Consider the following 20,926-nt stretch of genomic DNA (forward strand, 5'->3'; position numbering starts at 1 on the left):
GCCAGCTCCTCGTCCGCCTTCGCCGCCGCCGCCAGCGCCAGCTCGTCAAACCGGACGATGTAGGTTCCGATCTTTCCGTCCAGCCGGTCGGCGGCSTCGATACACGCCTGGGTCAACGCGACGCTGGTGGTCGCGCCGGACCGCAGCGCGGCCGCCGCGTCAGCGATGGTCAGGTACCTGGTCATGGCTGCGGGCTCCTTCGTCGGAGATGCGGATGCGTCGGAGGACGGACGGACTGGGAGGGCGGGTGCCCGGAGATGAGAGCGGAACAGGCTGGGTGGGGTCGGTCGGGTGTCAGGACGCCACCGCCACGGGGGCGGCCAGCGGTGGACGGGCCAGGTGCCAGTCGGTGCGTCGCTGGACGGCGTGCCCGGCGTCCAGCACGGCGAGCTCGCCGAAGGGCCGGCCGACGAGCTGGAGCGCCAGCGGAAGCCCGGTCGCGCCGAGCCCGATCGGGATGGAGAGCGCGGGATGGCCGGTGCTGTTCCAGTACTGCGTGTGCAGGTTGCCCAGGACGGCGTCGGCGCCCAGCTCGTCGATGCGGGGCGCGCCCGCGGCCGCGGTGGGCGTCGCGATGAGGTCGACGTCGCCGAACAGCGTCGCGACCTCCCGGCACAGGTGCCGGCGGAACCGCTGCACCTGCACATAGTCCGCGCCGGTGACGAACGTTCCGGTGGCGACGATCGCCCGGGTGGCGGCGCCGTAGTCGGCCCACCGGCCGGCGAGGTCCGTGCGGTGGTAGGCCAGCGCCTCCGCCATCGCGCCGATGATCGTTGCGTCGCGCGCCTCGCGGTAGAACGGCAGGCGTAGCGGGATCAGGGTGGCGCCGGCCTCCCGCAGCACCTCCAGCGCGGCGGCGATGCGTCCGTCGAGCACCGGGTCGGCCGGGTTGCGCGCGTGGTCCTCGAGCAGGTCGACGCCGATGCGCACGCCCTCGAGCGAACCGGTCAGGCCGGCGGTGTAGTCGGGTACCGGCATGTCGACGCTGGTCGCGTCGGACGGGTCGTGCCCCGCCATGACCCCGAGCATGATGGCGCAGTCCCGGGCGCTGCGAGCCATCGGTCCGATGTGGTCGTAGCTGTAGCCCAGCGGCACGCAGCCGGACTTCGGGACCCGGCCGAACGTCTGCTTCAGCCCGGTGATCCCGTTGAAGGCTGACGGGCAGCGGATCGAGCCGCCGGTGTCGGTGCCGAGCCCGCCGAGGAACATCCCGGCGGCTACCCCGCTGCCGGTGCCGGAGCTGGATCCGCCGGCCCAGTGCTCAGGGTTCCACGGGTTGCGCGGGATCGGGAACGGCTTCTCGGGGTCGGGCATCCCGGTGGCGAACTCCATGGTGCTGCTCTTGCCGGTGATGACGGCGCCGGCGGCGCGCAGCCGGGCGACGACGACGGCGTCGCCGATCCCCTCGCCCCAGGCGGGGTCCAGGATGAGGCTCTGCGCGGTGGTCGGGCCGCCCTCSGCGGCGATGATGTCCTTGACGCCGAGAGGGATGCCATGCAACGGGCCGCGGTCCACACCGGCGGCCAGCTCCTCGTCCGCCTTCGCCGCCGCCGCCAGCGCCAGCTCGTCAAACCGGGCCAGGTAGACGCCGAGGGCACCGTCATGGGCGTCGGCTGCCGCGAAGCAGGCGCTGGTCAGCGCCACACTGGTGGTAGCACCGGACCGCAGCGCCGCCGCCGCTTCGGTGATCGTCAGGTACTCGTCCATCACACGTCCTTTCAGGGCTGGGGAGCGAGGGCCCCTGGCCACCCGCACCGCGGCCCGCCCCGGGTCGGTTGCCCGCGCTGAGCCGGCGGCCCGCCGGCGACGCCCCGGGGGACGGGCGCCACCGGCGGGCGGACGAGGCGTCACATCGTCGGAACGGCGGGGAAGATCAGCCCCGGCTCCTCGTACCGGACGTCCGCCACCTCGTAGAGGGCGTCGATCGAGGCACGGACGGCGGGGTAAGAGGCGACCAGCGAGGCGATCTCCTCTTCGGACGGCTTGAGCCCCGCGATCGCGAGCAGGGTCCGGACGGTCGCGTCGTCGGTGCTGAGGTCGGACATCGGTCTCTCCTTCGCTGCCGGCCGCGGCCGGCGTCGAGACATGACAGGGCAGGGACGGCGCCGGTCAGAGCCGGGAACGGGCGGGTGTCGGGGACCTGAGGATGGGCCTCGCCGGGGACCGCGGCGGGCTTGGGGGATCCGGTCGCGGGCCGGGATCGAGCGGGCCGGGATCCGCGGCTCCGGGGGTCTGGGGGTCGGCGGGCGGCGCGGCGTCGGGCCGCCCGCCGGGGCGTCCGGCCGTCAGAAGCGGCGCGGACGGGACTGGTGCTGGATGGCGCGGATCAGGAGGTGCCGACGCTGACTGTGGTCAGGTCGATGTACCAGGACTTCGGCATCACGAAGCCCTTCACGTCGGCGGCCAGGGCGCGGGGGTTCCGGTCGTTGACCACGTAGAGCCAGGGCGCGTCCGTGGTGAGGATCTTGCCGATCTCCCCGTAGAGCCCGGCACGCTGGTCGATGTCACCCGTCGTCTTCGCCTGGTTGAGCAGCTCGTCGAGCCGGGGGTTCGAGTACCCGCCGACGTTCAGCGTCGAACCGGTGCCGAACCAGCTGTACCAGAAGCCCTCCTGGAAGAAGGCCAGCGAGATGTTCAACGCGTCGGCGCCGCCCGGGATGTTGCCGGCGAAGAAGTCGGTGAGCATCGAACCCCACTCGACGGGCTTCAGCTCGACCTTGATACCGACCTTGGCGAGATCGGCCTGCAGCGCGGTGTTCATCGGGATCGGCACCATGTTCCCCGAGCCGCTGGTCGGGAAGGACAGGGTCGTGGTGAACCCGTTCGGGTAGCCGGCCTCGGCCAGCAGCTGCTTCGCCTTGGCCGGGTCATAGGAGTAGTAGTCGTCGGCCGCCTTGTACGCGGGGTTCGCCCGCGGCACGACCTGGTTGGCCGGCTCGCCGGTGTCCGCGAGAATGTCCTTTGACAGCGACTCGCGGTTGATGGCGTAGTTCGCCGCCTGCCGCACCCGCACGTCGTTCCAGGGCTTCTTGGTGACGTTGAAGACCCATGGCCAGATGTGGTCGTACGAGTTGGTCAGGATCTGGAAGCCCTCGGACTTCAGGCTGGACACGTCGTCCGGCGGCGGCACCTCGATCCAGTTGACCTCGCCCGAGCGCAGCGCCGCGACGCGTGCCGTGGTGTCCGGGATCGGCCGCAGGATGAGCTTGTCGAGCTTCGGCCGGCCGCCCCAGTAGTTCTCGTTGGCCGCCAGTTCCAGCCGCTGGCCGCGGGTCACCGAGACGAACTTGAAGGGCCCGGTGCCAACCGGGTGCTGGGCGAAGCCCTCGGGGCCGAGCTTCTTGATGGCGGTCGGGCTGCCCATCACGATCAGCGCGGCGTCGTACGGGAAGTACGACCACGGACCCTTGGTGTCGATCCGGATCGTCATGTCGTCGACCTTGCTCACCGCCTTGATGCCGGAGACGGAGAGGCCGGCCTGCGCGTTGAGCGGCTGGTAGAAGTTCGGGCTTTCCTTGATCGCGTACCGCTCGATGTTGAAGACCGCCGCGTCGGCGTTCCATGCTGTGCCGTCGTGGAAGGTGACGCCGGGGCGCAGCTTGAACGTCCAGCTGGAGAGGTCGGCGTTCGGCTCCCACGACTCCGCGAGACCGGGCACCAGCTTCGGCGCCGAGGTGCCCTGGCGCAGGTCGTACTTGGTGAGTGCGTCGTAGAGCTGGAAGCCGACGAACCGCTGGCCCTCGCCGCCCTCGCTCTGCGCCATGCCGGTGTCCAGCAGCGGAATGTTCGACGCGGTCATGCCGATGACGAGCACGTTCCCGCCGGTGGCGCTGGTGGATCCGCCACCGCCGCCGCCACCGCCACACGCCGCGACCACGAGTGACGTGACGAGTGCTATCGCGACGGCGACGCCCCGCCGCGTAGGGCGCCCATGGCGCCCCCTGACAGTTATGGACATGCACCTTTCCTTCGCTGGCGTGCTGCTGCTGACGTGCGGGCTGTCCGGCCCACGGAGGTGTCGGGCCGGGTGATGCCAGGTGGTGCGGAAGGGGGCAGGGTCAGCCGCGCAGCACCGGTGGCCGCGGCGTGTGGTGCTCGGTGGCCCGCTGGTAGGCGGCACCGAGACGCAGGAGGGTGGCCTCGTCGAACGGGCGGCCGGCGAGCTGGACGCTCGTCGGCATGCCCTCGACCAGTGCCGTGGGCAGGACGAGCGCGGGGCAGCCGGTCAGGTTGAACGGCGCCTGGGTGCGGCAGAAGACGTCGAGCCAGGGCAACGTCGCGTCGCCGACCTGCGCGGTCATCGCCTCGGCGATCCGCGGCGGCAGCGCCGTGTGGCCGGGCAGCACGAGCGCGTCGCAGCCGGCGAGGGCCGCCTCCAGCTCGCGCTGGAACAGCGGCCGCAGCCGCAGCGCGCGCAGGTAGTCGGCGGCCGAGACGAACGGCGCGGCACCGAGCAGTGACGCGCCCATCTCGTCCCGGTCCTCGATACCGGCCAGATGCCCCTCGTGCAGGGAGAGCATCTCGGCGTAGACGATCGCCCAGGTCGCCGGCTCGATCAGGTCGGCGCTCGGCAGCTCGACGTCGACCACGGTCACGCCCAGCTCGGTGAACTCGGCGAGCGCCTGCTCGTACGCGGCGGCCAGCGGCGGGTGGAAGAGGTCCTCCAGATAGCCGCGCACCCGCCCGAGCCGCAGCCCGTCGACCGGCGCCGTGGTCGCGCCGACGAGGTCGCCGAGCTCGGCGTCGAACGACGTCGGGTCGCGTGGGTCGGGGCCGGCGATGGCCGCCAGCATCAGCGCGCAGTCCACCGCGCTGCGGGCCATCGGGCCGGCGTGATCGAGCGTCCACGACAGGCCCATCACGCCGTGCCGGGGCACCCGGCCGTAGGTGGCCTTCAGCCCGGTGAGGCCGCAGAACGCGCTCGGGATGCGGATAGAGCCCGCGGTGTCGGTGCCAATGGCCAGCGGCATCTCCCGGGCCGCGACGGCCGCGCCTGAGCCGGACGACGAGCCGCCCGCGGTGCGGTCGGTGTCCCAGGGGTTGCGGGTGGCGCCGAAGGTGCGGTTCACCGCGCCGCCGCAGGCGAACTCGAACGTCGCCAGCTTGGCGAGCAGGATGCCGCCGGCCTCCCGCAGCCGGGCCGCCAGGGCCGCGTCCTCGTCGGGTACGTGGTCGCGGTAGAGGGCGGAGCCCCCGGTGGTCGTGATACCGGCGGTCGCGACGATGTCCTTGAGCCCGTACGGCACGCCTTCCAGCGGCCGCGCGCGTCCCTGTGCCCAGCGCGCGTCCGACTCCGCGGCCGCGGCCAGCGCTGACTCGGCCAGCGTGAGCAGGACGGCGTTGATCCGCGGCTCGACCTCCTCAATACGGGCAAGGCACGACCGCACAGCCTCCGACGGGGTGGCCTCGCCGGCCGCGTAGGCGGCCAGCAGTTCACTCGCGGTCAGCTCGCACAGCTCGGTCATGCCGACCGTCCGCCGCTCTCGATCCAACGCAGCGCGGTCGCCGGTTCCGGCACCGTGCCGAGGAACGGCACCGGCAGCGCGCGCAGCCGCTCCAGCCCCGGCCACATCGCGGCCTGGGCCGCGTGGGCCTGCGTCAGGCGTTCCGGCCGCAGGCTGATGCCCTGGCTCGCCGCGATCACGGCGAAGTCGTCGAGGCTGGGAAGCAGCACGATGATCTCCTGGGTACGGGTGGCCGGGCGATGTGCCGTGGTCGGAGGGTGCGCCGCCGCGGCGGCCGGCACCGTGGTGAGATGGGCTGAGGTCGCCGGCCACAGCTGGTCCGGCGCCGGTCGCATCAAGGGCACGGGAGCGCAGACCGGCAGCAGCGCCGAGGCGAGCGGCGGGGTGGCCACCGGACCCGCGGGCGCCGGTAGATCGTCGGAGCCGATGGGATCGGCGGCGTCGGCGCGGGTGCGCCGGTGCGCCGTCTCTCCCACCGCGATGGTGATCAGAAGTCCCAGGACGAGCAGGCCGGCGGCGCCGACCATCGCGCCCCGCTCGCCGGCCAGCCCGATCCCGGCGCCGGCGAGCAGGCCGCCGGCGAGCATGCCGAGGTCCGAGCAGAATCGGTAGCTGGCGAGCGCGGCCTCCGGGTCCTGCGCGATGTCGACGGTCATCGTCGCCGGCAGTACCCAGATGGTGCCGATCGTGATGCCGACGGCGAGGCAGCCGACGACGAACACCGCGTGGCTCTGGGCGGAGGCGAGGAAGAGCGTCGCCACCACGCCCCAGGCCAGCGCCAGCGCCAGCGGCCGGCGCCGACCGACCCGGTCGGCCCAGCGTCCGCTGCCGGTCATCGCCAGGATGTCGGTGACCGCCAGCGCGAACAGGGCCGCGCCCAGCATGAACGTGTCCATGCCGAGTTCGCGCCCGCCCAGCAGCGGAATCAGCGTGAGCGCCAAACCGGCCCGGATCGCCTGGCCAAGCCCGGCGAGCCACAGCACGCCCGCGCCACGGGCGCCCCGCACGCCCACCGCCCGGGGCAGGCCGAACTGCGGCACCCCGATCCGCCCCAGCCGCGGCAGGTAGATCCAGGCCACCGTGGCGCCGACCAGGTTCGCCGCGCCGCAGACCGCGAACAGCAGGCGCAGGCCGGGCGTGCCGCCGCCCAGCGAGCTCGCGATGGCGCCGCCGACGAGCGGTCCGCTGCTCACCCCGACGAACCAGACGGCGTTGAAGGCGCCGATCGTCTCGCCCGCGCGCCCGGGATCGGCCAGCCGCACGGCGAGCTGGAGCGCGCTGCCGAGGAACAGCGCGGTGCCAAAGCCCTGGCCGACCCGGGCGGTCAGCACGATCACCCACGACGGCGCGGCCGCCGAGACGAAGGACCCGGCGCCGAACACGGCGATCGACAGCGCGATCGACCGGCGCGGGTCGAGCCTCGGGACGTACTGGGTCCCGAAGAAGTCCACCAGCAGCAGGGAGATCGCGATGGACGACACGATGAAGCCGGCGATGACGTCGTTCGCCCCGAGCTGGAGAGCGAACAGGGAGGTGAAGGGCGAGGTCAGTCCGAAGCCCACGCCGGAGACCAGGATGACCCCGTAGAAGCGCCGCCGCGCACCGGCCAGTCGGATCCGGTCGCTGCCCGTCCCGTCCGGTGCCGCCTGCTCTGGTGCCGTCTGGTCGGCACGCGCCGGCCCCGGGCCGGTGCCGCCCGGTCCGCCTGCCGGCGGCTGCGCGGCGCTACCCACGCCGGCAGGCACGGCGGGCGGCCGGACGTGCGCCGTCACAGCGCGAGCGCCGCAACGGGGTGCGCCGGTACGCCACCCGGGGTGACACCGACCGCGGCCTCCACCACGGCACCTGCCCGCAGCGTCAGCGCGTCGGCGAAGTGGGCGCCGATGATCTGGATCGAGGTGGGCATGCCGTCCGCGTCGGCGCCGCTGGGGACGGCCAGCGCGGGATGGCCGCTGAGGTTGAGCGGAGCGGTGTTCCCGGCCATGGTCGTGCCCCGCACGAGCAGCTCCGCGTCGCCCGCCGGCCGGTCGAGCAGCACCGGGGCCACGTGCGGCGTGGTCGGGGTCACCAGCAGGTCACGGCCAGCGAGCGCCTCGTCGATCTGGGCGCGCAGCGTCCGGCGCAGGTTCAGCCCCTTGGCGAAGTACGTCGAGAAGTAGCGCTCGTTCAGGTAGCGCCCGGCCAGCAGCCAGATCTTGAAGAACGGCGGGAACGAGTCCGCCTCCAGCCGGCGGACGAGGCCGAAGCCGTGCACCCGGTCGACATCGACCTCTCCGAGGTGCCCGTAGCCGACCCCGTCGGTCTGGACAGTCGCCCAGGCCAGGCTGACCAGCGCCGCGACCTCGATCGCCCAGGCGTCGCTCCACAACGGGATGTCGACCTCGGTGATGGTCGCGCCCGCCGCGGCGAGGGCGTCGCAGGAGGCGTGGAAGGCGGCCAGCACACCGGGCTCGCACAGCCCCTCGGCGATGCTCTGGCGGACCACGCCGATCGTCAGGCCGGCCACCCCGTCGCCGAGCGTCGCGGCCGAGGTGGTGGGTTCCGGGCGCGCGCGCACCCACTGCGGGTCGCGGTCGTCGTGGCCGGACATCACGTCGAGCGCCCGGGCCGTCAGCTCCACCGTCGCGGCGATCGGGCAGACCGAGTCGATCGTGTGGTCCATGTAGGTGAGGCCGTGCGAGGGCACCAGGCCGTGGGTCGCCTTGATGCTGACGACCCCGTTGAAGGACGCCGGGATGCGCGCGGAACCGCCCTCGTCCACCCCGATGGCGATGTCCACCGCGCCGGAGCGCACCGCCGAGCCGCTGCCGCCGGAGGAGCCACCGGCGGAGCGGGCCGGGTCGACCGCGTTGCGCGCGGGTCCGTACCAGCTGGACTCACCGGTACCGGAGGTGGAGAAGTCGTCCAGATTGGTCTTGCCGACGATGTCGGCGCCGGCGTCGAGCAGCCGCTCGACCACCACCGCGTCCGAGGTCGGCGTGTGGCTCAGCGTCCGGGACGAGTTGGTGATCGGGATCCCGGCGACGGCCAGGTTGTCCTTCACCCCGACCCGCAGCCGGACCAGCGGGCCGTCCGCGGCGCCGCGGACCAGGCAGCGCCGCACGAAGGCGTGGTACGGGTCCGCCTCGACGCTCGGCACCGAGCCCGGGTAACGATCGGTGTGCCGCAACGGTGTGACCAGCGGGGTCAGCTCGTCGATCCGGTCGATCGACGCGAGGATCGGATCGAGCGCGGCGGCGTAGAGCTCCGCCTCCGCCGGGGTGAGGTGCAGGTGTTCCTTCGCGCCGATCGCGACGACCTCGTCCGGGGTGGGCCGGCGGACGAAGCCGCGGATTCGTCCTCGTGGTGCGCTCATCGTGCGTTCCTTCCGTGCGTGGTGAGCGGATGGCGCCGACGGCCGGCCGCCTCCCGGCGGTTCCCCGGTGGGCGCCACCCGCCAGGGGCACGCCGGGGACGGGCGACCGGGCGGTCGCGGGCATGGCGGGATCGGCGCGGGTCGGCATGGCCGATCGCGTGCTCGGTGTGGAACCGCCGCGCGGGCGGCGGCGATGTGGCGCGCGGGGGCGTGCGGTGGCCTGGCGTCGGTGGCCGCCGGTCACGGCCAGCCGTGGGCCACCCGGGTCAGGGGGGTCAGCCCGGCGGGCGGCTCGCCGCGGCCTGACCGGTGGTGGCGGCGGTGCCACTACCCGCGGCGCCGCCGTCGGCGCCGCTGGGCTGGACCGGGATCATGGGCCGGTCCCTGCCCGCGGCCTCCTCCAACGCCCGGCCCGGCGTCGCGGCGAGCAGGGCGCGGGTGTACTCGTGCCGGGGGCTCGTCCAGAGCTGGGCGGCCGGACCCTGCTCGACGACCCGGCCGAGGTACATCACCGTCACCTGGTCGGCGATGTGCTCGACGACCGCGAGGTCATGGGAGATGAAGAGGAACGAGACGCCCAGGTCGGCCTGGAGCTCGGCGAGCAGGTTGAGCACCTGCGCCTGCACGCTCTTGTCGAGCGCGGACACCGCCTCGTCGCAGACGACCAGGTCGGGCCGGGTCGCCAGGGCACGGGCGATGGCCACCCGCTGGAGCTGGCCGCCGGAGAGCTCGTGCGGGAAGCGCTCGGCGTGGGTCGGGGTCAGGCCGACCCGCTCGAGCATCTCCGGCACGATCGTCCGTCGCGCCACCCGCTCGGCGCCGTGGGCGCGCAGGTTGAACTCGATGGACGACCGGACGGTCAGCCGCGGGTTCAGTGAGGTCTGCGGGTTCTGCGGCACGACCTGAAGGCGCGCCCGCAGGGCCCGCATGCGGGCCCGGGGCAGGCCCCGCAACGGCACCCCGTCGAAGAAGACGTCGCCCTCGTCGGGTGCCAGCAGGCCAAGGATCATCTTCGCGGTCGTCGACTTCCCAGAGCCGGACTCGCCGACGATGCCGACCGTCTCGCCGCGGCCCACGGTGAGCGAGACGTCGTCGACGGCGCGGACGCCGTTGCCGAACGTCTTGCCCAGGCCGATGGCCTCCAGCAGCTTCTCACCCCCGGAGGGCGAGACCGGTGTCCCGGCCGGGCCGGCGGCGGCTCCCGGCCGGCGAGCCCAGCCCGGCCGGTGGAACCGGGCGGTCCGCCGCGTGGCCGTCGTCCCGGCCGTCGTCTGGTCGGACGTCCTGGTGGTGGCGGCGCTCATCGGGGGCCTCCCTTGGACAGTGCCGACGGCTGGTCGGCGGGCGGCGCGGCGGGGCTGGGGATGTCCACGGCGCCGGCTGTCGGTGTGGACGGCGGGGCGGACGGCGACGCGGGATTGACGACCGGGCAGGCGACCGACCGGTCCGGCGCCACGGCGACCAGCGGCGGGTCGTCGGTGCGGCAGGAGTCCCGCGCCACCGGGCACCGCGGCGCGAACGCGCAGCCGGCCGGGAACGCGCCGGCCGGTGGCGGCGAGCCGGGGATCGAGCGCAGCGTCCCGCGGGGAACGCCGGGCGAGGGCAGCGCCGCCAGCAGGCCGGCCGTGTAGGGATGCCGAGGGCTGGCGAAGACCTGCGCGGCCGGGCCCTCCTCGACGAGGCGGCCGGCGTACATCACCCCGACCCGGTCGCCGGCCTCCGCCGCGACGCCCACGTCGTGGGTGACCATCAGCGTCGCCATGCCGAGCCGGTCCTGCAGGTCGGCGAACAGTTCCAGGATCTGCTTCTGCACGGTCACGTCGAGCGCGGTGGTGGGCTCATCGGCGATCAGCACCTCGGGGTCGCAGCTGACCGCGATGGCGATCACCGCGCGCTGCCGCATCCCGCCCGACAGCTCGTGCGGGTAGCTGTCGGCCACCCGCTTCGGGTCGTTGATGCCGACCAGCCGCAGCAGCTCCTCGGCCTGGCGGCGGCCGGCCCGGCGCAGCCGTTCCACGTTGTGGAGGGCCAGCACCTCGGTGATCTGGGCGCCGATCCGGCGCAGCGGGTCCAGGGAACCGGTCGGGTCCTGGGGCACCAGCGCGATCCGCGCCCCACGGACGCCGCGCATCCGGTCGGCGGAGAGGTCCAGCAGCTCCTGTCCGGACAGCCGCACGCTACCTGTGATCGTGGCGTTGCGGCCGTACAGCCGCATGATCGACCGTGCCGTGACGGACTTCCCGCTGCCGCTCTCGCCCAGCAGCATCAGCGTCTGGCCGCGGCGCAGGTCGAAGCTCACGCCCCGGACCACGTTCGACGTCCTCGACCCGGCGGCGAATGTGGTGTTCAGGTCGTGGACGGACAGGACGACGTTCGGCTGCGCGGGCCGGGCGGCCGTGGTCGCGGCGGCGGGGCCTGGGGCGCGGGACGTGGAGGTGTGCGGCGTGCTCATCACGGGCCCCTCAGGTCAGCGTCTCGCCACGGACGTCGAGCAGGTCACGCAGCCCGTCGCCGAGGACGTTGAAGGCCACGGAGGCGACGAGGATCGCGAGCGCCGGGATCGCCGTCAGCTCCGGGAACGAGTAGAGGAACTGTTTGTAGTCGCTGATCATGAGTCCCCATTCGGCCGTCGGCGGGGAGACGCCGAGACCGAGGAAACTCAGGCCGGCCGCGTACACGATCGACAGGCCGATCAGCGCGGTGCAGTAGACGATGATCGGCGGTGCCACGTTCGGCAGGACCTGCCGGACCGCGATGCTCAGCCCGCCCGCGCCGCTGGCCCGGGCTGCCTCCATGTAGTCAAGGTCGATCAGCCTCCTCGTCTCGGTCTCGGCCACCCGGGCGACCGGCGGGATCAGGATCACCGCGAGCGCGATGATCGAGTTCGAGATCCCCGAGCCCAGCGCGGCCGAGATCGCGATGGCCAGCAGGACGGCCGGAAAGGCGTAGAAGACGTCCAGCGTCCGCATGATCGCTCCGTGCGTGAGCCGGCCGGACAGGCCGGCGGCCACACCGAGCGCGGTGCCGACCAACGACGACACCGCCACCGGAATCAGACCCGCCAGCAGCGACGGACGTCCGCCGTTCACCAGCCGGCTGAGCACATCGCGGCCCTGGCCGTCCGTTCCGAGCAGGTGGCCGGCCGAGCCGAGCGGGAGCAGCCGCTCGCTGAGGCTCCCGACGTTCGGGTCACTGACCAGGAAAGGACCAATCAGGGTGACCAGGACGATCGCGGCGATGGTGGCGGCCGAGATCCTGAAGCCCCAGGTCACCCGCCGCCGGCGGCGGGCCACTGTGGCGTCGGTGGCCGGGCGCACGCCCGTGGGCGGATCTGTCGAGGACGTCGCGCCCAGCGCGATGTCGGAGACGGCTGTCATGGCTGTCGTTCCTCCTGAGGCGCGTGGGGCCCGGTGGCGGCCCGCGGGAGCGGAAGATCGGGGACGGGTGGGGCCGCTGGATCCAGGCGGTTCGCGCGGTGCGTGGTTCGCGCGGCCGGTACCAGGCCGATCTGCCGCCGGCGCGGACGAGGCGGTCTCAGTGGGTGCGCACGCGCGGGTCGATCAGCCCGTGCAGCGCGTCGACGATCAGGTTGAGCAGGACGAACGCGAACGCCGAGACGAGCACACCGGCCTGGATGACCGGCAGGTCGCGCTGGGAGATGGAGAGGTAGACGAGCTGGCCGATGCCGGGCCAGGAGAAGACGGCCTCGACGAACACGACACCCCCGAGCAGATATCCGATCTGGAGACCGGCGACGGTCAGCAGCGAGGGTGTCGTGTTGTGGAAGGCGTGCCAGAGGATGCGGCGCTCGGACAGCCCCCGGGCCCGTAGCGCCTCGATGAAGTCCATGCCCATCACGTCGAGCACCGACGAGCGGAACATCCGGGCGATGATCCCGGCCGGGACCAGCGCCGCGGTGACGGCCGGCAGAATCAGGTGGTTCATCAGGTCGCCGAACCCGCCTCCGCCGTTCGGCGAGTACATCCCGCTGACCGGGAAGAGCCCGGCGTCGTCGGCGAGATAGATGATGAGCAGGAGGCCGACCGAGTACTGCGGCACCGAGATGGAAACCAGGGCGAACGCGTTCCCGATGCGCGCCAGCAAGCCGTCCCGACGCAGTGCGGTGAGGGCACCGATGACGACGCCCAGGACCAGCGCGAGCGCCGCCGCCGCCGCGGTCAGGATCAGCGTGTTCCAGAGCGCGTCGAAGACCATCGGGGAGACCGTCGTCTGTCGGGCGATGCTGGTGCCGAAGTCGCCGGTGATCGTATGGGCGAGCCAGGTGAAATACTGCACGGGCAAGGGATCGTTGAGCCCCAGCCGATCCTCGAGGGCGGCCCTTGCCTCCGGTGTCCCCGTCGGGCCCAGCAATGACGCCACCGGGTCACCCGGGATGATCTTGATCGTGATGAAGATGACGATCGAGACACCCAGCAGGATCGGAATCATGAGCAGGCCGCGTCGGGCCAGGAATCCGAACACGTCGATACTCCCTAGTCGCGCTGGTCGTGCCGGCGCGGCAGCTCGACACGCAGGGTCAGCTGGTCGCCGCGGAAACGGGCGAACCCGTAGTCGACGGTTCGGCCCGCGGTGTCGGTGATGATTCTCTCGAAGAACATGATCGGGCTGCCGACCTGAATATCAAGAAGGGCCGCGTAGAGGTCGTCGGCGAGCGTCGCCTCGACCGTTTGCCGGCTTCCGCCGACCGGGATTCCAAGCGATTCGAGCAAGCCGTACCAGTCCACCGAGAAATCCGCGCTCTCCAGCTTCTCGGAATACTCCGGACCGAGATAGCTGGTGTTGACGCCGTATGGCGCCCCGTCGATTTTTGTCAGGTACTCCGTGACCGTGCACGCCGAACCCGGCGGCAGGCCGAGCTGGGTGGCGACAGGCTCTGGTGCCTGCACCAGCGAGCAGCTCAGGAAATGGTAGGTGAGATCTCCCGCGGGTCCCGCGCGGGGGTCCGGCCTGACCCCCCGGCTGCTGTCGTACCGGTGTTGGATGGTGTTGGAGATCACGAACGTACCGGTGCCCTGCACCCGGTCGATCACCCCCTCTTCGCGCAGGTAGGACAGCGCGTCGCGCACCGCGCCCCGACTGGCGGAGTAGGTCAGCATGATCGACGCTTCGCTTGGCAGGACACCGTTGGGGAACTGCCGACGCCAGATCGCGGCACGGAGCAGATCGCGCAGTCGCCGCGACGCGGTGGACCTGCGCCCTGGGCCCAGGTGAACTCGTCCGCTCGACATAGTGGGAGGTTCCGCGACCACGATTTCCACTTGGTGCATGGGACAGTAAAGCGATCGTTACGCTTGCGCGGTACACTCGAAACCGGCTGCTGATCAGGGCCTTCAGCTCGTCATGATTGCCGATCCGCCACTTTGCGGCGGCGTTCCGCCACGGATCCGAAGACCGAAATCGCGGATCACCGCAAGCGACGGTACCTGACGCCGATCGTTCTTCGTTTGTCCGCTGCATAATGTTTCAGGAAGGCACCGGGAATGTTTCTCGCCAGCCATCCCGGCAAGGACCACGAGGACGGCGAGGACCGCGGCAGCTTGTCGATCAGCCTGGCTGGGAGTTGGCATTGGCCCTGGTGCCGGGGCGGACGTGCGCCCCGGCACCAGGGTGGGCGTTCACATACCAACAGTGTCCGGGAAGCTCCGCGTCACCGCGTGGACCGCGAGCCGGTCCTCGGCCCCGGCGTCGCGCACCTCCACGACCCCGAGCCCGCCTGACACCCGCGCCGTCGCCACGGCGGGCCCACGCCGCGCCGGGCTGAGGTACCGCAGCAGCATCGAGGCCAGCGGCACCCCCGGCGTGAGCGACAGCGCCGCCTCCTCCGCCGCGAGCGCGATCAGCCCGCCGTTGATGGTGTCCGACGCGTTGAGCCCGTTCGCCGTGCGCGCCACGGCGGCGACCCCTGGCGCACGCACCTCGCAGCCCGCGTGCTCGGCGAGCGCGGCGCGCAGCGGCGGGCGCGGGACCCACGCCGCGTCGTCCTCGTCCTCGTCCGCCCAGCGCAGTGGCGGCATGACCAGGGACGGGTCCCCGGCGGTCATGAACGCCGCCGTGGCCAGCGCCAGCGGCGTTCCGTCGGGGTGCCGGAAGTCGGCCGCGCTGACGACGACCGAGCGGCCCGTCTTGACCAGCCGGCCGGTCACCCGGACCTCGGAGGTCTCCCAGAAGCGGGTGTAGAGCTCCACGTTGAGGTCGAGCGTGACGGGCACCCGCGGCGCCAGCACACCGACGGACATCCGCCCGCCGAGGAAGTCCGACCAGACCACCAGCGCCGCCATCCGCACGCACGTCGTCCCCGGCACATACAGCTCGGGCATGACCGGCACCGAGCCGCGCAGCTCGTCGCCGACGCGGCGCACCGACACCCGGATCGGCGCGAAGACGTGCTCCTGGGGGGCCACGTGCCGCACGTGGCGGGCACCGGGAATGCCCGGCACGTCGGCGGCCTCGACCCGGCCCCCCAGCGCGGGCGGGCCGCCCGGCGCCGGCGGGCCGGCGAGCTCCTCGGCCGTGCCGGTGTCGTGCGCGGGGCTCAAAACTTGCCCAGCAGGAACCGGACCGCCCCGGTGTCGGCGGGCCACGTCTCGGTGTTGCCGGCGGCGAAGTGGCCGGCATCGGTGATCAGCGTGATGCCGCTGATCCCGGAGGCCGCGTCGGAGCACAGGAAGACCAGCGGGTAGCCCTGCTCCAGCGGGGTGGCCGCCTCGATGCCGGCCTCGGCCCGATAACCGGCGCCGAACCCGAGCCAGGTCTCGGCGTTCGCCCGCGCCAGCGGCGTGTCGGTCGGCCCGGGGCAGATCGCGTTGATCCGGATGCCCCGCCGCAGCAGCGGCAGCGCCTGAGTGGCGACGTAGGCGCAGACGGCCTGCTTGCTCCACATGTAGTCCGCGTGCTTGTGCTCGATCGCCCACGCCGACGCCGCCTCGATGTCGGCGATGGCCAGGTACTCGTTCAGCTCGGCGAGGCTCCGCTCCCAGCCGAGCCCGGCGGCCGACGAGATGAAGCCGATGGCCGAGCCGCGCGGCAGCCTGTCCGCGGCGAGCAGCTTCTCGAGCAGGTAGCGGTGGCCGAGGAAGTTGGTCTTCTCGATGCCTGGCGTGCCGTCGGCGACGCCGGCGCAGCACAGCACCGCGTGGACCGGCCCGCCGAGCGTGGCCAGCGCCGCGTCGATCGACGTCGTGTCGCGCAGGTCGACGGGGACGGCCTTGACGCCGGGCACAGTGATCTCGGCGATGTCCAGGACGGTGACCTCGGCGCCGGCGGCGAGCGCGAGCTCGGCGGCGGCCGCACCCATGCCGGTCGCGCCTCCGACCACTAACACGTGCTTGCCGTCGTAGCGGAACGCGTCGAACAGTGACATGTCGACTCTCCCTGACGCAGTTTGCGCGAGGCCCGAACAGCGGGGGCCCACGTGGTTAAGACGAGACTTAGAAGTACCTGGCATTGCTCACGCGAGGCGGCGCGGCCGGCGGCCGGTCCGGTCCCGGGCGGCCAGCGGTCTCGCTACACCGGTGGGCGCGCGCGCCAGTACCGGCCGGGCGGTCCGGCCGGTACTGACGGGATCGACACGCCCAGATTAATTTTAACGTCGACGTCAATGACAATCCACCGGTAGACTTACGTCACACCGTCGGCGGGAGGAATTTCGTGGAGGACAGCCGTGACGTCCACGGATGATGTGTCCACGGCAGCGCCGGCCGACCGGGAGAAGACCGGGGGGCCGCGCTCCCGTAAGGGCGCCGCGACCAGGGCGCGGCTGGTCAAGGCGGCGAAGGCCGTGTTCGAGGAGGACGGATTCCTCGACGCGCGAATCTCCGACATCGCCGAGCGCGCCAGCCTGTCACACGGCTCCTTCTACCATTACTTCGACTCCAAGGAGCAGATCTTCCGCGAGGTCGCCATGGATCTCGCGGACCTGCTCCAGTCGCCGCTGTCCACCGTCATCTTCGACGCGGCCTCGACGGCCACCCCCGCCGACCGGATCCGCCAGGGCAGCCGCCAGTTCCTGCGCAACTACCAGGCGGAGGCCCGCATCATCGGCGTCATCGAGCTGGTCTGCCGCTACGACCGGGAGCTGAACATCTCCCGCTTCGAGCACCTGCAGGAGAGCAACCCGCGGGTCATGCGCATGATTCGCCAGCTGCAGCAGCGCGGCCAAATCGACCCGGCGCTGGACCCGGAGCTGGCGCTGCCGGCGCTCGGCGCGATGATGAACCGGTTCGCCGAGATGTGGTTCGTGCAGAAACTGTTCGACTATGAGTTCGAAGAGGGTCTCGAGCAGCTGGTAAAGCTTTTCCTGAACGCGCTGCGGATCACCGATCCTTAGCCGGCCGGGCCGCCGCCGGATAGTCGGCGGCGGCCCGCTCCGCGCGGGGGGTTTCAGTGTGCGGGAGGGTCAGTCGGAGGACGGCAGCGGCTTGGCCTGCGCGAGGGACATCGCCTCGCCGTGGCACACCGGCTCCGCCGCGCCCGCCTTGGCGACGAGCACCTGTGCGTCGCACACGGCGCACGTGTAGCGCTTCCCCAGCGCGGCCGGCCCGCCCGGGCGCAGCTCGAGGCTCGATTCCGCCGAGATCCGAACGACGACCGCCTCCGTCCCGGTCGCGTCGTCTCGCAGCCGGGCACCGGCCTTCAGCGCTGTCATCTCGCCCTCCAGTCGTTGCTCAGTTACCACAGGCAGAGTTGCCACAGGCAGGTCGCCTGACGGCCCGTGGGCCATCTCACGCTAGAGGGTTTCGATTCTGACGTCAACTTTACATTCGGTGGCCGCCAGACCCATCAACGGTGACAGCGCTCAGCCGGCGGCGTGCTTCTCCCAGACGGCGAGGACGTCGTCGGTCGTCACTATGGTGGCGCACAGCGACAGTGAGTTGCGAATAAGGATGTCGCCGTACTCCGCCGGGAAGCCCGCGATCGCGTCACGCGGGACGACGACCTGGTAGCCCTGGTTCACCAGGTCGAAGACACCCGCCGGGATGGCGACGTTGGTCGACACCCCAACGATAACAACGGTCCGCGCGCCGAGGTTCGTCAGCAGCGCGTCGGCGTCGGTGCCCCCCAAGGGCGAGACTCCGTGCAGCCGGACCGAGACCAGGTCCGACGGCTCCTGCCCGATCTCGTCGAGCACCTGGACCGCCGGCGTGCCGAGCAGCTGCTTGACCGGCGACCGGTCGGTGCCGAGGAACAGCCGGGCGTTGGTGCTGGCGCCCTGCCCGTCGGGCCGGCGCGCGGCGATGCAGTGCAGCACGCCGGCGCCCGCGGCCCGGGCGCCGGCCGCCAGCCGCGCGACGTTGGCGATCATCCCCGACGTGCGCGCCACCTCGGCGAGCGCCGGCAGGGAGCTGGGCGTGCCGATCACGCCTTTCTGGCACTCCTGGGTGAGCAGAACGGTGTGCGCCGGACGCAGCAGGTCGGCGAGGTCGACGGCCATCGCGCTAGGACTGGGCGAAGCGCAGGCCGGCGCCGCGGGTCTCGAACAGGTCCTGCGCGAGGACCTCGCCGAGCTTCGCCGCATCCCAGCGCTTGCCGCCCGAGGCGACGGTCGCCCGCTCGGTCCAGCCGCGCATCCAGATGATCCGGTCGTCGATGACCCGGATGACCTGGCCGGTCACGTGGTCGGCCTCGTCGCTGGCGAGCCAGGCGACCAGCGGGGAGCTGTTCGACGGGTCCATCGGGTGGAAATCGCCATCGGGAACCTCGTCCGGCTCGAACGCCTCCCCCATGCCCGGCATGGTGGCGGTGATCCGAGTGAGACCCGCCGGGCCGACCGCGTTCACGGTGATCCCGGTGCGCAGCAGCTCCAGCGCGAGCGTCTGGGTGAGGCCGACGATGGCCGCCTTGGCCGGGGCGTAGCTCGACTGGCCGAAGTTGCCACCCAGGCCCGCGCCAGAGGTGGTGTTGATGATCCGGCCGCCCACCTTGCCGCCAGCGGTCTTGGCGGCGGCCCGCCAGTACTTCGCGGCGTGGTGAGAGGTGGCCCAGGTGCCACGCAGGTGGACCCGGATGACCGCGTCGAAGTCCTCCGGCGGCATGTTCCAGATCGCCGCGTCACGCACGATGCCGGCGTTGTTCACCAGGATGTCGAGCTCGCCGAACGCGGTGACGGCCCGCTGGATGAGCTCGCCGCACTGCTCGAAGTCGCCGACGTCGGAGTAGTCCGCGACGGCCGTGCCGCCGCGCTTCTCGATCAGTGCGACAGTCTCGTCGGCAGCCCGGCCGGCCCCCTCGCCGCGCACCGAGCCGCCGAGGTCGTTGACGACGACCTTCGCGCCCTGCTTGGCCAGTTCCAGGGCGTGGCCACGGCCGATACCGTGCCCGGCACCGGTGACGATCGCGACCTTGCCGTCGAGCAACCCCATTGCCCGCCCCTTACGTCCGGTCAGCCCAGTCAGCTGATCAAGATTTTGTATAAAATATCATTAGTGGACGACGGCCGTCACGTAACGGCCGCCACGCCGGCGGCCCCGCGGGTGACAGCCCGCGGTTGACAGCCCCGCGGACCTCGCCCGCCCGCGGTCACGCGGTCATGCGGCACCGCCCGCGCCAGCCGCCGCACCCTCGGCGCTGTCGGCGCCGGCCACCTTGCCGAAGGCGCCCGCCGCGCGCAGGCTCGCCACCTTCGCCTCGTCGTAGCCGAGAACGCCCGTGAGCACCTCGGCGGAGTGCTCGCCGGGCGGCGGCGCCGGCCGCTCCGGCTCGGGGTTGCGGCCGTCGAAGCGGACCGGGAAGGGCAACTGGTCGATGACGAACTTCGACGCCGGCAGCCAGGGCAGCCGATCCTGGAACTGCGGGTCTTCCATGATCGACTTTGGCGTGTTCACCGGCGCGATCGTCGTGTTGTGCTCGCCCGCGAACAGGATCCACTCCGCGGTCGTCCGGGTGGCGAAGATCTTGGTGAGCTCGACGCGCGTTTCGGTGTCACCGCGGGCGTGGTCGGCGAACTCGGCGCCGGGGCGGCGCTCGTAGAGGTCGAGCCGGCCGACGCCCTCGCAGAAGTTCCGCCAGAACTTGCGCTCGGAGGCCATGAACAGGATGTGGCCGTCCGCCGAGGGATAGATCTGGTAGCGGACCCCGTCCTCCATTCCGGCGGTTCCCGGGGTGCGCCGCTCGTAGTTGTCGACCGGGTTGCCGGTCACCTCGTCCTCGGGCCGCTCGTAGGCGCGCCAGCTCTCGCTGCGCAGCCAGTCCATCGCGGCGGCGGCGTCGGCCTGACCGACCTCGACGTGCGAGCCCTGCCCGGTCTCGCGCGCCGCGAGCACCGCCGCGACGAGCGCGAACGCGCCGAACAGCGGGCCGGCGTGGATGCCGATCGAGGCGTGCTCCGGCAGGTAGGTGAAGCCGTCCTCGTCGATGGCGGGCTTCACGACGCCGGCCCAGGTGTCGTAGGCGATGCCGTGGCTCGGCAGGTCGCGGTACGGGCCGGAGGCGCCGTAGCCGGAGATGGAGCACATGACGATCTTCGGGTTGATCTCTCGCAGCGCGGCGAAACCGAGCCCGCGCCGGTCGAGCGCTCCCGGCCGCATCGCCTCGACGACGGCGTCGGCGTCGCGCACGAGCTCCCTGAAGACCTCGACACCGGCATCGGTACGCAGGTCGAGCTCGATCGAGCGCTTGCCCCGGGAGATGTGCCAGTGCAGCAGCGACACACCGTGGACGAACGGCCAGACCATCTTGCGGACGTACTCGCCCCCCGGCGGCTCCACCTTGATGACGTCCGCGCCGAGGTCGGCCAGATGGGTCGTCAGCGCGCCCGGGCCGAGCATCGACACGTCGACCACGCGCACTCCTGCCAGCGGAGCGGTCGCATCCGGCATCAAGCACCTCGCAGGTCATCACATCGACGGATCGTCGGCTGAGCCGCCGTCGCGGCGGCGCACCACCGATCAGTACGCCATCGGTCCGCGTCCCAAGCAAGCGATTGGTCAAGCATCGGGACACACGTCCCACCCACCAATCAATCCACCTGCCTATCAATATTGCATACCTTATATAATCTACGAGCTTGGCGCAGCCGATGCGCTCACGACGGTGCGCTCACGACGGGTGCCCTCTCGACGCGACGGGTGCCCTCTCGACGGCGAAGGGG

19 protein-coding genes are annotated in these 20,926 nt (G+C 72.0%); 1 reads left to right on the plus strand and 18 read right to left on the minus strand.

Annotation, left to right across the window (positions count from 1 at the left end; translation table 11 throughout):
- The 14 genes from BCD48_RS25545 to BCD48_RS25610 all read right to left on the minus strand — a co-directional run.
- The coding region (locus tag BCD48_RS25545; RefSeq protein WP_491677171.1) for a hypothetical protein at window positions 1–185 on the minus strand (185 nt) is incomplete at its 3' end.
- Window positions 186–294: 109 nt separating this feature from the next.
- Window positions 295–1,707 (minus strand): amidase, encoded by a 1,413-nt coding sequence (locus BCD48_RS25550; protein WP_071050920.1) that lies wholly within the window; start codon window positions 1,705–1,707, stop codon window positions 295–297.
- 140 nt (window positions 1,708–1,847) lie between these two features.
- Window positions 1,848–2,045 (minus strand): hypothetical protein, encoded by a 198-nt coding sequence (locus BCD48_RS25555; RefSeq protein WP_071050921.1) that lies wholly within the window; start codon window positions 2,043–2,045, stop codon window positions 1,848–1,850.
- A 281-nt stretch (window positions 2,046–2,326) separates the two neighbouring features.
- Window positions 2,327–3,958, minus strand: coding sequence for an ABC transporter substrate-binding protein (locus tag BCD48_RS25560; RefSeq protein ID WP_083419183.1), 1,632 nt, complete (start codon window positions 3,956–3,958; stop codon window positions 2,327–2,329).
- A gap of 100 nt (window positions 3,959–4,058) precedes the next feature.
- The gene (locus tag BCD48_RS25565; RefSeq protein ID WP_071050922.1) at window positions 4,059–5,465 is read right to left on the minus strand and encodes an amidase; all 1,407 of its coding nucleotides are present in this window, start codon (window positions 5,463–5,465) and stop codon (window positions 4,059–4,061) included.
- Window positions 5,462–7,237 (minus strand): MFS transporter, encoded by a 1,776-nt coding sequence (locus tag BCD48_RS25570; protein ID WP_071050923.1) that lies wholly within the window; start codon window positions 7,235–7,237, stop codon window positions 5,462–5,464. Before BCD48_RS25570 ends, BCD48_RS25565 begins: the two co-directional genes overlap by 4 nt.
- Complete coding sequence (locus BCD48_RS25575) at window positions 7,234–8,820, minus strand: amidase family protein (RefSeq protein ID WP_071050924.1); 1,587 nt, start codon at window positions 8,818–8,820, stop codon at window positions 7,234–7,236. Before BCD48_RS25575 ends, BCD48_RS25570 begins: the two co-directional genes overlap by 4 nt.
- A 275-nt stretch (window positions 8,821–9,095) precedes the next feature.
- Window positions 9,096–10,124 (minus strand): ATP-binding cassette domain-containing protein, encoded by a 1,029-nt coding sequence (locus BCD48_RS25580; RefSeq protein ID WP_083419184.1) that lies wholly within the window; start codon window positions 10,122–10,124, stop codon window positions 9,096–9,098.
- Complete coding sequence (locus BCD48_RS25585) at window positions 10,121–11,272, minus strand: ABC transporter ATP-binding protein (RefSeq protein ID WP_083419185.1); 1,152 nt, start codon at window positions 11,270–11,272, stop codon at window positions 10,121–10,123. The genes BCD48_RS25580 and BCD48_RS25585 overlap by 4 nt, the downstream gene beginning before the upstream one ends.
- Before the next feature lie 10 nt (window positions 11,273–11,282).
- On the minus strand, window positions 11,283–12,197 hold the full coding sequence (locus BCD48_RS25590) for an ABC transporter permease (protein ID WP_071050925.1): 915 nt from the start codon (window positions 12,195–12,197) through the stop codon (window positions 11,283–11,285).
- A gap of 157 nt (window positions 12,198–12,354) precedes the next feature.
- A complete protein-coding gene (locus BCD48_RS25595; protein ID WP_071050926.1) occupies window positions 12,355–13,302 on the minus strand; it encodes an ABC transporter permease in 948 nt (315 codons plus the stop codon).
- An 11-nt stretch (window positions 13,303–13,313) separates the two neighbouring features.
- A complete protein-coding gene (locus tag BCD48_RS25600) occupies window positions 13,314–14,108 on the minus strand; it encodes a GntR family transcriptional regulator (protein ID WP_083419186.1) in 795 nt (264 codons plus the stop codon).
- Window positions 14,109–14,456: 348 nt separating this feature from the next.
- On the minus strand, window positions 14,457–15,377 hold the full coding sequence (locus tag BCD48_RS25605) for a PaaI family thioesterase (protein WP_083419187.1): 921 nt from the start codon (window positions 15,375–15,377) through the stop codon (window positions 14,457–14,459).
- Window positions 15,374–16,201 carry an SDR family oxidoreductase gene (locus tag BCD48_RS25610; protein WP_071050928.1) on the minus strand — a complete coding sequence of 276 codons (828 nt, stop codon included), beginning with the start codon at window positions 16,199–16,201 and terminating at the stop codon, window positions 15,374–15,376. Before BCD48_RS25610 ends, BCD48_RS25605 begins: the two co-directional genes overlap by 4 nt.
- A 300-nt stretch (window positions 16,202–16,501) precedes the next feature.
- Here BCD48_RS25610 and BCD48_RS25615 point away from each other — a divergent pair, with 300 nt between their 5' ends.
- Window positions 16,502–17,167: a TetR/AcrR family transcriptional regulator gene (locus BCD48_RS25615; RefSeq protein ID WP_083419188.1), complete on the plus strand. Its 666-nt coding sequence runs from the start codon at window positions 16,502–16,504 to the stop codon at window positions 17,165–17,167.
- Window positions 17,168–17,236: 69 nt separating this feature from the next.
- On the opposite strand, the gene BCD48_RS25620 is transcribed toward BCD48_RS25615, so the two are convergent.
- From BCD48_RS25620 to BCD48_RS25635, 4 genes are all read right to left on the minus strand, one after another.
- Entirely contained in the window at window positions 17,237–17,485 is a 249-nt protein-coding gene (locus tag BCD48_RS25620; protein WP_071050929.1) for a desulfoferrodoxin, read from the minus strand.
- 150 nt (window positions 17,486–17,635) lie between these two features.
- Window positions 17,636–18,271 (minus strand): cysteine hydrolase family protein, encoded by a 636-nt coding sequence (locus BCD48_RS25625; RefSeq protein WP_071050930.1) that lies wholly within the window; start codon window positions 18,269–18,271, stop codon window positions 17,636–17,638.
- Between the two features lie 4 nt (window positions 18,272–18,275).
- Window positions 18,276–19,199: an SDR family NAD(P)-dependent oxidoreductase gene (locus BCD48_RS25630; RefSeq protein WP_071050931.1), complete on the minus strand. Its 924-nt coding sequence runs from the start codon at window positions 19,197–19,199 to the stop codon at window positions 18,276–18,278.
- Between the two features lie 165 nt (window positions 19,200–19,364).
- On the minus strand, window positions 19,365–20,654 hold the full coding sequence (locus BCD48_RS25635) for a CaiB/BaiF CoA transferase family protein (RefSeq protein ID WP_071050932.1): 1,290 nt from the start codon (window positions 20,652–20,654) through the stop codon (window positions 19,365–19,367).
- Between the last annotated feature and the right edge of the window lie 272 nt (window positions 20,655–20,926).

It is taken from the genome of Pseudofrankia coriaricola (assembly GCF_001854805.1).
Classification (GTDB): Bacteria; Actinomycetota; Actinomycetes; order Frankiales; family Frankiaceae; genus Pseudofrankia.